Source organism: Neobacillus drentensis, from assembly GCF_036966985.1.
GTDB lineage: Bacteria > Bacillota > Bacilli > Bacillales > Cytobacillaceae > Neobacillus > Neobacillus drentensis_E.
Genome location: NZ_JBALSN010000072.1, coordinates 1 through 11,003, shown reverse-complemented (window position 1 = coordinate 11,003; position 11,003 = coordinate 1). Strand labels below are relative to the sequence as shown.

The window sequence follows — 11,003 nt, the reverse complement described above, 5'->3', positions numbered from 1 at the left end:
CTGTTGATTTCCGTTCCAGGCACAAAAAATAAAAGCCCCTCACCTAAACAGGTGAGGGGTAGTAGCTTAAACTTATTATCCTAAAAATTATTCAAATTTAGTTGGATTGCCATCAAAAGCTTCGTCTGCTACTTTAATGGAGTCAGTAGGGCAGCCCTCAAAAGCATCCATCATATCATCGATTAATACATCAGGAATTTCAACAATTCCTTCATTATCATCAAGAGTTACGTATGCGATACCTTCATCATCGTAATCATAGATATCTGGTGCTGCTGCGCCGCAAGCTCCACATGCAATGCATGTTTCCTTATCAACAATTGTATACTTTGCCATGAAAAAAACCTCCCAGTAAATTAAAAAAATAAGACTCATTTCCATTATTAATATGAAAACGGATAACTCATATCTATTGTAAAACTGTATCGGCAACTTTTCAATAGAAAAATGCCTTTATCCCTTTAGTTTATCCAAGTGTTTTTCTAAATCTTCCACATTTTTGGTCATCAAGTTCCCTTATTTCATGGTAGAATAAAGAAGGAAAATGGTGTTTTTGGTCGAATATGTGCGAAATAAGTGGTGGGAGGTCCGTATGCTCCAAATTGAATCCATCATTCTTTATAGTATTAAACGATTAAATAGGGAACGGACCATTTATTCGGTCTATCACCTTCTTAATGGAAAAAAGTCATCGCAAACGATCCAGGATGCCCATTTATTTTCGTTGAAAAGTTTTTTTGGGATTTACGAACAGTTATCAAGGGAATCTTTTGAAGAGATTATTCATTCGATGAGTGAAAAAAAGTGGATAAAAAATATCGGAGAACAACGATTTATATTAACTCTTCTTGGAAAAGAACTCCTGGAAAAAAAACAACTGCCAAAGTATATTAATGGCTGGAACTATCATCAAATGACATCCTCATTTTGGGAAAGATTGTCCTTATTAGTGCAAGTGATATCCAATTTAATGTTCGGAGAAACAAGATATATTCCCATCCAAAAAAACAAAGAGGTTCATAGTTGGTTAAAATCTACTCTAAAAAGTATTAACCTGCCTAAGATGGATTTGGGGACAACTGTTTATTCAGAATTAGAAGATTGTTTTGAAGCAGGAAATGGATTTGACCCTGCGATTGTAGTAATTCGGTTAACAGGTTTTCAACAAATTGGCTTGACCCCTCTTCAAGCAGCCAAACAGTTAAATTTAGATTTTCACGATTACCAAATTGGGTTTACAAACACAATTCATTATTTATTGCAAAAAATTGAGGAAGATGGTAGTGAGTTTAAAATTTTGCCTTTTTTAGTCAAAGGTCTAATGAAAAATGATGAATTAACGTTATCTACTAGGAAAACACAGAGATTATTAAATGAAGGATATACACTTGATATGATTGCAAATATAAGGCACTTAAAATTAAGTACAATAGAAGACCATCTGGTTGAATTAGCCTTAAATATAGAGAATTTCTCTATTGATACTTATGTAGATATAGAGTTACAAAATAAGATCTTAGAAATTTCACATCAAATAGCAACTAAACAGTTAAAGTTAATTCGAGAAAAGATAGTAACTGCAACATATTTTCAAATAAGGTTGGTATTAGCGAAATATGGTGATAGATAATGGAACTAGAAAAAGTATTAAAAGAACATTTTGGCTTTCAAAGTTTTAAGACGGGACAAAAAGAGGTCATCACATCTATCTTATCTGGTCAACATACATTGGCCATGCTCCCGACAGGAACAGGGAAATCATTATGTTATCAACTGCCAGGGTTAATGTTAAAGGGGCAAGTTTTAATAATATCTCCTCTCCTCTCACTAATGCAAGACCAAGTGGAGCATTTTAAGAAATTTGGTGAAAAGAGAGTAATTGCTTTAAACTCCTTCCTTAGTGCAGATGAAAGACAAAATGCACTTCATCAACTTTATCAGTATAAGTTTATCTTTATTTCACCTGAAATGTTATTGGTTCCTTTTATCCTCCGCAAACTACAAGAACTTACTATTTCATTGTTTGTGGTCGATGAAGCACATTGTATTTCCCAATGGGGCTTTGACTTTCGACCAGATTATTCAAAATTAGGTGAAGTTAGAAAAAAGTTTGGCAATCCGCTCACACTTGCGTTAACTGCAACTGCAACAAAAAAAGTAAGAGAGGACATCATTCGTTCACTTGATTTGGATGAAATTAATAAAATAGAGTCAACAATTGACAGGCCGAATATTGGTTTTTATGTTAAAGAATTATTAGACTACCGAGAAAAGCAAGGGATTGTCTGTGAGCTTGTTGCTAATTTGAAAAAGCCAGGAATTATTTATTTTTCAAGTAAAAAAATGGCGGAACAAATGGCTTCATTATTAGCAGAAAAAGGAATTTGCCGGGCGATGGCCTATCATGGCGGATTGGACCAAAATACAAGAATACTAATTCAACAGCAGTTTCTTTATGGACAATTAGATGTTATATGTGCAACGAGTGCATTTGGCATGGGAATAAATAAAGAAAATATCCGGTTTATTCTTCATTATCATATGCCGATGCAAATAGAATCGTATCTCCAAGAAATTGGAAGGGCAGGTCGAGATGGCAAACCAAGTATTGCCATCCTTTTATATACGCCTGGGGATGAACAACTGCCAATGCAACTTGCGGAGAGTGAATTACCATCAGAACAGCAAATAGACTGGTTGTTTAAAATGATAGACGAGAAACAGATGTTAAAAGATGGGAAAATCACGTTAGATATCAAGTTAATGGATCTTGGCGGTTTCTCAGAAATTCAATGGCGGATTATTGAGGACTTTGTAATAAATGCGCCGCTTGAAACAGTAAGTCTTAAACAATTACAAAGCCTTATTAAACAGTTTGTTCAGGAAAGATTAACAATTAAAAAAAATAATATTTATCGAATGAAAAAATGGGTTGAATCTAGATTTTGCAGACGTGAAAATATTTTACAGTATTTTGATGAAACACTATTAAACAAGGTTAATAAGTGCTGTGACATTTGCGGACTTCAAATAATCGATTACCAAACTAGTAAATCCAGTAATGATCTTTTAGTGAAAGAAACGGAACAAAACTGGAAAGAATATCTTGCCAAAATTCTAATCAATAGTGAGTTGAGGGAATGAAAAAGAAGTATTTTGAATTAATAAATGGATTAACGGATAGAGATTTGCTTTTTCATCTGTATATGACACAAGTAATTCTCTGTGTCATCTCATTACTATTGGGGTTTATATTTTTTGACCATTTCTCCTATTTAGAGACTATAATTTTGGATGACTCTCAGATTTTTACAATTGGGATTCCTGCAGGATTAATAGTTGTGATGTTAGATGTCCTCTTAATGAAATGGCTGCCTTCTTCCTTTTATGATGATGGGGGTTTAAATGAAAGAATCTTTAAAAATAGAAGTGTTATCCATATTGTACTAATTGCTTTTTTTGTAGCGTTTAGTGAGGAATTATTGTTCAGAGGAATCATACAAACAAAAGTAGGACTGGTTTTTGCGAGCATTATTTTTGCAATTATTCACTATAGATACCTTTTTAATTGGTTTTTATTTGTAAATATTGTTGTATTAAGCTTTTTGATTGGACTAATTTTTGAGTGGACCAATAATTTAGCTATTACAATTGTTATGCATTTTATTATTGATTTTTTATTAGGTGTTTATATAAAATGTAAAAGTCCAACTAGAGAAGATGAACGTGGAGGAGTGCGGCTATGAATAGCGAAGAGCCTTACAGGGACCAGGCGGAACGTTTAAAACAACGAATAGAAAAAATTAATGAGCAAGTGGACGTCAAAGACGACTTGCCGCCTCGTGAGCATATACATCGGCAAAAGAAGAAAAAAACAAAGTGGAAGCTAAAGTACCCAGTTATAAGATTATTAGTTTTGTTCTTTATCCTCCTGCCGATCATTATTTTTAGTGTAATTTCGTACCGTGATGGTGCTAATAAAGTTAATGGAGTTCCGAAAAACACTGAGGATTCTGTTGGATATGAAACCATTAATTTAGAAACGTCAAATGAGGAAGAAGAACCAAAAGTTGAAGATTTGGATCAATCGCAGGAAACTAATCCTGAGAATAATTCAACAGTACAACCTAGCAACGAGGTAAAACAAGCTGAAGCCACAGAACCCATAAAAAAAACAATAGAAGTCTCGACAGAACCACAAAAAAATTCTACTGTAACGCATAAAGTCAAACCAAACGAAAACCTTTATAGAATAGCCTTGAAGTACTACCATTCTCCCAAGGGGATGGACATCATTATGAAAGCCAATAATCTTAAGAGTAAACAAGTGAATGCAGGACAGGTTTTGAAAATACCAATAAACAATTAGCCGATCCGATAGTGATCGGTTTTTTCATGAAAAAAACATAATAGAAGGGACAAGTTCATATGTATATTTATAGAAATGGAGGGTGATAACATGGATTCTCCAATCCAATTACTTGAAAATACAGATCAGGCAACAAAGCAAGCACTTGAAAATGTAAGAAAAAGGAAAGAAAAGTTTGATCGGTTTAAAAAGCGGCATATCCTTTCAATCTGGGCAACGATTATTTTGGCCGCAAGTTTTTTTGTCTATTTATATCTAACAGTTGCCAGCATTTATTCCTATTCCTTTGCTGCGATGTTTTCTGCCTTTGTTAATGATTCGAATAATTTAACACTGTTAGTCTTTTGTGTAGGCATGTATGGAACGATGAACTTGTTCAAAGAGAAAAAAGACAAAGCAGAAAAAGAATACCATGAATTACGTTGTGAAATTGTAGACCGCAGTAAAGATTACTGGAAGAAAGAAGAAGAATGGAAAAACCGTCATATTGTCTTTGAAATGATGAAATCTAAATATGACATTAATCTATATCATGAAAAGAAATAAGAAGCACTGCTTCTTATTTCTTTTTTGAATCCAGCTCCAGCGCCTAGGGGCTCGGGGTCATAAGCCAATCCGTCCTGAAGGTTAAAAAGCAACCTTCATGCCGGCTCGTCTTATGCCTGTCGCCCCTGAACAAGGCGCTTCCGCTTTTTAATTAAAATATTTTCTTTTTGCCTTGCTCATCTTTTAAAATTTCTACTGCTTCACGGAAGCGTTGTGAATGAATGATTTCCCGTTCACGTAAAAAGCGAAGGCTATCATTGATATCAGGATCATCACTTAAATTAATCAACCACTGGTAAGTAGCACGGGCCTTTTCTTCTGCTGCAATATCTTCATATAAATCTGCAATTGGGTCCCCCTTTGCAGTTATATAAGTAGCTGTAAATGGAACACCTGCGGCATTATGGTAGTATAATGCGCTATCATGATCGGCATAATGTGCTGCCAATCCAGCTGCTTTCATTTGCTCAGGAGTGGCATCTTTCGTTAATTTATAAACCATCGTGGCAATCATTTCAAGGTGGGCAAACTCTTCTGTGCCGATGTCTGTCAAAAGCCCGATTACTTTATCAGGAATCGTGTATCTTTGGTTTAAATATCTTAGTGCTGCCGCGAGTTCTCCGTCAGCACCGCCATACTGCTCAATTAGATATTTTGCTAATGTCGGGTTACACGTACTGACTCGAACAGGATATTGTAGTTTCTTTTCATATATCCACATTTACCTCACCCTCCTTTTTAGACTTGCCATGGCCAAGGGGTGTCATCCCAATTCCAAGGATAACTGGAGTAACTATTACCAAATTGCAATAATGGACCAAATTGGCTTTCAAATGCCTTTTTCAAACGTTTTCTTTCTTTTGCGTAATGATTAAATTGATTGATGGCTTCAAGATCATCATTATGTGTATCAAGGTAGAGGGTTAGTTCAACTAAAACAAAGTCGACAGCTTGAAGCTGTTCCATTAATTGATAATATTCTGCGGGAACCTGTTTCATGTAGGCAGTCCCCCTTTTGCCTTCTCTAATGTGTTAAAGTAAGGATCATAAAAGTCTTTCCATAAAGTGCCGGCTCTCAGTGCCTCAAGTGGTGTGAATTGTTGCAGGTTTGGTGGTTGAAATCCCATATATAAATGTGGTGGGGTAGAGTAAGTTTTTTCAAGAATAGGTTTGCAAGGGTCAAACGGACTCGCATACGGGTGAAAGGTTTTGAAATGTGTATTCATTTTAGCCCTCCCTTTATTCAACATCATTTAATAATATGAAATATTCCTTTTTCTATGACATATTCTTATAGGCTAAAGGATTTTTACAAGCAATGTAGAAGTATACTAAATAAAGCATGATTATATTTCGAGGTGATGGGATTTGTTCGTAAAAAATATTATGATTCCAAAGCATGAATGTTTTACTTCCCAAGAAAATACTACACTTAAAGACGCTTTAGAAAGTTTGGAAAAATATCAGATTGATGGACTTCCGGTACTAAGTGGAGATAAATACGTTGGAGTGGCGACAAGATATAACATTTATGAGAGCTATTTTCGGTCTGATAAACAAAAGGATGAGTATTTAACTACAACTTTTGTAAAAGATATTGCTACACATCATGATAAGTTTCTAGAAGGCGGAGAATTATTTGAGAAAACACTTCTTGATTTAAAGGATTTTCCTTTATTAGCAGTTGTTGATGCCAACAAAAACTTCCTTGGTGTAGTTACGCGCTCTGATGTAATTAGTTCTTTCGAAAGTGCATTTGGGGTAAATCGTCCTGGTGTGCGAATTGCCTTTACATCAGTCGAAACCGAAGGACGAATTGCACGTTTGTCTGAAATCGCACATCAATTCCACGAGCATATTATTTCTCTGGTAACCTTTGATGAAACAGATAAACTTGTCCGAAGAATCGTTATGAAGATAGAGAAGAAAGACAATATCGATAAATTCACCAAGAAACTGGAAGACCATGGCTTCAGAATATTAAGCATCCAAGAAGATGATTAATTAGCAGTAGGTAAGATTTTTAAATCCTTCTCATACATTGTATGGGAGGGGTTTTTTATGTTCATTAAAGCAGTTAAGTATTTTGTGATTTTTTTATGTGGATATATACTAATCAAATGGATTTCAATTCCATATCCTTTTGTTTTAGCTGATTTCTTTATAAGCCTTGTCGTAAATCCCTTAAAATTTTTTGCAGCAACGTTGGTTTTTTTTATCGGATTTCTCTTAACTGGAAGAGTCCTATCAGAACTTATCGTTGGAACAAAAATAGCTTGGCAAAAGCGAAAAGTAATTGGTGTTGACCTTCTTATTGAGTATCTTTATCTTCTGATTGTTTTTTGCCTGCTCTTTTATTTAGGTTTGGTACAAACGATTGTCTTTTTTAGTTTAAGTCTTTTTTATGGTATGATTTCCATAGTACGTTAGTTAAGAAATGGGGAAAAGAGAAATGGTTATTACATTAGTTTTCTTGTTCATCATTGGTGGATGCCTGCTTTTATACATGATACGAGAAGCTTTTTTAAATAATATCATAGAACATGAAATTAGTTTTCCTGACTTTCCTAAATCACTTGGCAGTGTTTCGATTTTTTTTATTTCGGATATACATAAGCGAACGATTTCTGATAAAGTGGTAGATCCTGCAATTGGGAAAGCGGATATTGTTGTAATCGGTGGTGACTTAACTGAAAAAGGAGTCTCTTTTGAAAAAGTAAAGGCAAATTTAATGAAATTAAAACAAATTGGTCCAGTTTATTTTGTTTGGGGGAACAATGATTATGAAGTGGATTATCATAAATTGGATGCCATTCTCCTAGAGTTGGGTATAAAAGTATTAGCTAATACAGCTGTTACCTTTGAATCTGCTGAAGGAGAAAAATTTTGTTTACTAGGTGTGGATGATTTAAGCCAAGAACGAGATCGCCTTGATTTGGCCTTATTAGATGCGGAAGAAAGTGGTTTTAAGATATTAGCCAGTCATTATCCTAATATTACAGATAAGATACGTCCAGAGCATAAAATACGCTTAGTGTTAAGCGGGCATACACACGGGGGGCAAATCCATATTTTGGGATATAGCCCGCATGAGCGAGGGAAGATAAAAAAGCTGGATAATACGGTCCTTCTAATAAGTAATGGATATGGTACCACTGCCATTCCACTTCGGTTAGGTGCACCGGCTGAATGTCACCTGATTACACTGAATGGCAAATCTGAAAAGGAAGGATAAATAAAGACAATTCACCAATAGAACCCTGAGGCATACACTGAAAACAAGAGTTATGTCACGGCAGGGGGCAAAATCATGCGCTTAGAACGCTTAACAGCCAATAAAATAAAGATTTTTCTAACCTCTGATGATTTATTTGACAGAGGACTCTCCAAAGAAGATATTTGGAAGGACTCCATTAAATGGAATCAGCTTTTCCATGATATGCTGGAAGAGGCAAGTGAGGAATTTGATGTTGATATTCAAGGTTCTGTTGCGGTAGAGGTGTTCTCCCTCCAGGCTCAAGGGATGATATTGATTATTACCGTTGATGAAGTAATAGAAGATGAAGAAATTTTGTATGATGGTTTTATTGAGATGCAAGTAAGGGTTGAAGGATATGAGGACCTGTTATATGAATTTGATGAATTTGAAGATATTATTGGTCTAGCCAAAAGACTGTCTACTGTCAATATATTCGGCGGGAGTCTCTATGCTTGGAACAACCGCTACTATTTATTAATGGATAATCTAGAAGCCGAAAAAAAAATAAAAGCAGCTTGTGTTCTATCCGAATTTGGAAATGCATCTATTCTCAGTCCATATGTCCTAGCTGAATACGGTAAACGAATAATCAATCAAAAAGCGGTGGAAACCATTCTTCATTTTTTTAAGTAAAATTACTATAAAAAAGGGCGCCCACCGCCCTTAAATGGGAAAAAGATATTGAACAATAATATTTAGCCATTGCATTTGTAACTCCTTTAAAAATGCCAATGGCAACGTTTACATATTTGGTTCTTTTTATACTTTTCTTCTTGCATAAATGAATGAAAGGTGTATACTTGTGTCTGAAAGATGACAACATTCGTAGCATTTTTTTAGGGAGGATTACAAATGGTAGCCGAAAAAGAAAATGAAAAGACTAATCAAGAGGAAAAGCATGATGTGTTGAAATCGACACAAACAGTTATACATAAGGCCCTTGAAAAGTTAGGTTATCCTGAAGAGGTTTACGAGCTCTTGAAAGAGCCATTACGTTTAATGACCGTTAAAATTCCAATTAGAATGGATGATGGTTCCATAAAAATTTTTACTGGTTACCGTGCACAACATAATGATGCAGTGGGACCAACAAAGGGTGGGATTCGTTTCCATCCGGGTGTGACAGAAACGGAAGTGAAAGCCCTTTCAATTTGGATGAGCTTGAAATGTGGAATCGTTGACCTGCCTTATGGTGGTGGTAAAGGCGGTATCGTTTGCGACCCTCGAGATATGTCCTTTAGAGAGCTTGAGAGATTAAGCCGAGGTTACGTTAGAGCGATTAGTCAAATTGTAGGACCAACAAAAGATATTCCAGCTCCAGACGTATTTACTAATTCGCAAATCATGGCATGGATGATGGATGAATATAGTCGAATAGATGAATTCAACTCACCAGGATTTATTACGGGGAAACCGCTTGTTCTAGGTGGGTCGCATGGGCGTGAATCTGCAACTGCAAAAGGTGTGACGATCTGTATCCAAGAGGCTGCCAAGAAGAAAGGTATCCAAATTGAGGGCGCACGAGTAGTGATCCAAGGTTTTGGTAATGCCGGAAGCTTTTTAGCTAAATTCATGCATGATGCAGGAGCAAAAGTAATTGGGATTTCAGATGCCTACGGTGCCCTGCATGATCCCGAAGGCTTAGATATTGATTATCTATTAGATAGACGAGACAGCTTTGGAACAGTTACAAAGTTATTTAATAACACGATAACTAATAAGGAATTGCTGGAACTTGAATGCGATATTCTCGTACCAGCCGCGATAGAAAATCAAATTACTGAAGAAAATGCTCATAATATTCGTGCGAGCATCGTTGTTGAAGCTGCAAATGGTCCAACAACACTTGAAGCAACGGAGATTTTAACAGAGCGTGGAATTCTCCTTGTACCAGATGTTTTAGCTTCAGCGGGCGGTGTAACCGTTTCTTATTTTGAGTGGGTTCAAAATAACCAAGGTTACTATTGGTCGGAAGAAGAAGTGGAAGAAAAGCTTGAAAAAGTAATGGTAAAATCCTTTAATAATATTTACGATACTGCCCAGACCCGTCGAGTAGATATGCGTCTTTCTGCATATATGGTTGGGGTTAGAAAAATGGCAGAAGCGAGCCGCTTTAGAGGCTGGATTTAATAACGACCTGCGGCTAAATATTATACTAAACCATTGAAACATAGTTTAAAAACTCCTATCATAGACGATAGGAGTTTTTTTGTCATCCATGTGATTGTATTAAGGAGTGTACCGATGATGCAAATAGAAGATATCATAATTGTTGGTGGTGGACCCTGTGGATTAGCAGTAGCCATCGCCCTTCAGGGTAAAGGAAAAGAACCATTAATCATTGAAAAGGGAAATGTGGTAAATTCCATTTATCACTATCCAACTCATCAAACATTTTTTAGCACGGCAGAAAAGTTAGAAATTGGGGAAGTCCCATTTATTACTGAGAGTTATAAACCAAAAAGAAACCAAGCCCTTGTTTATTATCGAGAAGTCGCAAAACGAAAACAGCTCCGTATTAATTCTTTTGAACAAGTGAATAAAGTTCTTAAAAAAGATGAGATATTTCAAATCTTTACTGATAAAAATACGTATAGTGCACGCCATGTAATCATTGCAACTGGTTATTATGATCACCCAAACTATATGAATGTTCCGGGCGAAAATTTACCGAAGGTATTTCACTATTTTAAAGAGGCCCATCCATATTTCGATAAGGATGTTTGTGTGATCGGCGGAAAAAATTCAAGTGTTGATGCGGCCCTTGAACTTGTTAAAGCAGGTGCGAGAGTGACGGTTTTATATCGTGGTGATAAATATTCACCAAGT

The 11,003-nt window shown here is 35.8% G+C and carries 15 protein-coding genes; 11 read left to right on the top strand and 4 right to left on the bottom strand.

What is annotated here, in order from left to right; translation table 11 throughout:
* Nucleotides 1-87: 87 nt before the first annotated feature.
* Complete coding sequence (locus V7659_RS05275; RefSeq protein ID WP_098574836.1) at nt 88-336, bottom strand: ferredoxin; 249 nt, start codon at nt 334-336, stop codon at nt 88-90.
* 454 nt (nt 337-790) lie between these two features.
* Here V7659_RS05275 and V7659_RS05270 point away from each other — a divergent pair, with 454 nt between their 5' ends.
* The 5 genes from V7659_RS05270 to V7659_RS05250 all read left to right on the top strand — a co-directional run bounded on the left by V7659_RS05270 (nt 791) and on the right by V7659_RS05250 (nt 4,915).
* Complete coding sequence (locus V7659_RS05270) at nt 791-1,630, top strand: helix-turn-helix domain-containing protein (protein WP_335538588.1); 840 nt, start codon at nt 791-793, stop codon at nt 1,628-1,630.
* Nucleotides 1,630-3,144 carry a RecQ family ATP-dependent DNA helicase gene (locus V7659_RS05265; RefSeq protein ID WP_335538587.1) on the top strand — a complete coding sequence of 505 codons (1,515 nt, stop codon included), beginning with the start codon at nt 1,630-1,632 and terminating at the stop codon, nt 3,142-3,144. The genes V7659_RS05270 and V7659_RS05265 overlap by 1 nt, the downstream gene beginning before the upstream one ends.
* The gene (locus V7659_RS05260) at nt 3,141-3,746 is read left to right on the top strand and encodes a CPBP family intramembrane glutamic endopeptidase (protein ID WP_335538585.1); all 606 of its coding nucleotides are present in this window, start codon (nt 3,141-3,143) and stop codon (nt 3,744-3,746) included. The genes V7659_RS05265 and V7659_RS05260 overlap by 4 nt, the downstream gene beginning before the upstream one ends.
* Nucleotides 3,743-4,369, top strand: coding sequence for a LysM peptidoglycan-binding domain-containing protein (locus V7659_RS05255; protein WP_335538583.1), 627 nt, complete (start codon nt 3,743-3,745; stop codon nt 4,367-4,369). Before V7659_RS05260 ends, V7659_RS05255 begins: the two co-directional genes overlap by 4 nt.
* Before the next feature lie 90 nt (nt 4,370-4,459).
* Nucleotides 4,460-4,915 (top strand): YpbF family protein, encoded by a 456-nt coding sequence (locus tag V7659_RS05250; protein ID WP_335538582.1) that lies wholly within the window; start codon nt 4,460-4,462, stop codon nt 4,913-4,915.
* A 151-nt stretch (nt 4,916-5,066) separates the two neighbouring features.
* Here the strand turns inward: V7659_RS05250 and cotJC are convergent, their stop codons facing one another.
* The 3 genes from cotJC to V7659_RS05235 are packed head-to-tail and all read right to left on the bottom strand — an operon-like array spanning nt 5,067 to nt 6,141.
* Nucleotides 5,067-5,636, bottom strand: a complete 570-nt coding sequence (gene cotJC / locus V7659_RS05245) for a spore coat protein CotJC (RefSeq protein ID WP_335538581.1) — start codon at nt 5,634-5,636, stop codon at nt 5,067-5,069.
* 17 nt (nt 5,637-5,653) lie between these two features.
* Entirely contained in the window at nt 5,654-5,914 is a 261-nt protein-coding gene (locus V7659_RS05240) for a spore coat protein CotJB (protein WP_098574829.1), read from the bottom strand.
* Complete coding sequence (locus tag V7659_RS05235; protein WP_144547516.1) at nt 5,911-6,141, bottom strand: spore coat associated protein CotJA; 231 nt, start codon at nt 6,139-6,141, stop codon at nt 5,911-5,913. Before V7659_RS05235 ends, V7659_RS05240 begins: the two co-directional genes overlap by 4 nt.
* A 142-nt stretch (nt 6,142-6,283) precedes the next feature.
* On the opposite strand from V7659_RS05235, the gene V7659_RS05230 reads away from it, so the two are divergent.
* The 6 genes from V7659_RS05230 to V7659_RS05205 form a co-directional block, all read left to right on the top strand.
* Nucleotides 6,284-6,919: a CBS domain-containing protein gene (locus tag V7659_RS05230; RefSeq protein ID WP_335538577.1), complete on the top strand. Its 636-nt coding sequence runs from the start codon at nt 6,284-6,286 to the stop codon at nt 6,917-6,919.
* Nucleotides 6,920-6,976: 57 nt separating this feature from the next.
* Nucleotides 6,977-7,345, top strand: coding sequence for a hypothetical protein (locus V7659_RS05225; protein WP_335538576.1), 369 nt, complete (start codon nt 6,977-6,979; stop codon nt 7,343-7,345).
* A 22-nt stretch (nt 7,346-7,367) separates the two neighbouring features.
* Nucleotides 7,368-8,150: a metallophosphoesterase gene (locus V7659_RS05220; protein ID WP_335538575.1), complete on the top strand. Its 783-nt coding sequence runs from the start codon at nt 7,368-7,370 to the stop codon at nt 8,148-8,150.
* A 75-nt stretch (nt 8,151-8,225) separates the two neighbouring features.
* The gene (locus V7659_RS05215; RefSeq protein ID WP_335538573.1) at nt 8,226-8,807 is read left to right on the top strand and encodes a genetic competence negative regulator; all 582 of its coding nucleotides are present in this window, start codon (nt 8,226-8,228) and stop codon (nt 8,805-8,807) included.
* A 219-nt stretch (nt 8,808-9,026) separates the two neighbouring features.
* On the top strand, nt 9,027-10,304 hold the full coding sequence (locus V7659_RS05210; protein ID WP_335538571.1) for a Glu/Leu/Phe/Val family dehydrogenase: 1,278 nt from the start codon (nt 9,027-9,029) through the stop codon (nt 10,302-10,304).
* A 117-nt stretch (nt 10,305-10,421) separates the two neighbouring features.
* The coding region (locus V7659_RS05205) for an NAD(P)-binding domain-containing protein (protein WP_335538622.1) at nt 10,422-11,003 on the top strand (582 nt) is incomplete at its 3' end.

Excerpts from the sequence above, each read along its gene's own strand:
- V7659_RS05275 (WP_098574836.1), bottom strand. The coding sequence starts at position 336 with ATGGCAAAGTATACAATTGTTGATAAGGAAACATGCATTGCATGTGGA.
- V7659_RS05270 (WP_335538588.1), top strand. The coding sequence starts at position 791 with ATGAGTGAAAAAAAGTGGATAAAAAATATCGGAGAACAACGATTTATA.
- V7659_RS05265 (WP_335538587.1), top strand. The coding sequence starts at position 1,630 with ATGGAACTAGAAAAAGTATTAAAAGAACATTTTGGCTTTCAAAGTTTT.
- V7659_RS05260 (WP_335538585.1), top strand. The coding sequence starts at position 3,141 with ATGAAAAAGAAGTATTTTGAATTAATAAATGGATTAACGGATAGAGAT.
- V7659_RS05255 (WP_335538583.1), top strand. The coding sequence starts at position 3,743 with ATGAATAGCGAAGAGCCTTACAGGGACCAGGCGGAACGTTTAAAACAA.
- V7659_RS05250 (WP_335538582.1), top strand. The coding sequence starts at position 4,460 with ATGGATTCTCCAATCCAATTACTTGAAAATACAGATCAGGCAACAAAG.
- cotJC (WP_335538581.1), bottom strand. The coding sequence starts at position 5,636 with ATGTGGATATATGAAAAGAAACTACAATATCCTGTTCGAGTCAGTACG.
- V7659_RS05240 (WP_098574829.1), bottom strand. The coding sequence starts at position 5,914 with ATGAAACAGGTTCCCGCAGAATATTATCAATTAATGGAACAGCTTCAA.
- V7659_RS05235 (WP_144547516.1), bottom strand. The coding sequence starts at position 6,141 with ATGAATACACATTTCAAAACCTTTCACCCGTATGCGAGTCCGTTTGAC.
- V7659_RS05225 (WP_335538576.1), top strand. The coding sequence starts at position 6,977 with ATGTTCATTAAAGCAGTTAAGTATTTTGTGATTTTTTTATGTGGATAT.
- V7659_RS05220 (WP_335538575.1), top strand. The coding sequence starts at position 7,368 with ATGGTTATTACATTAGTTTTCTTGTTCATCATTGGTGGATGCCTGCTT.
- V7659_RS05215 (WP_335538573.1), top strand. The coding sequence starts at position 8,226 with ATGCGCTTAGAACGCTTAACAGCCAATAAAATAAAGATTTTTCTAACC.
- V7659_RS05210 (WP_335538571.1), top strand. The coding sequence starts at position 9,027 with ATGGTAGCCGAAAAAGAAAATGAAAAGACTAATCAAGAGGAAAAGCAT.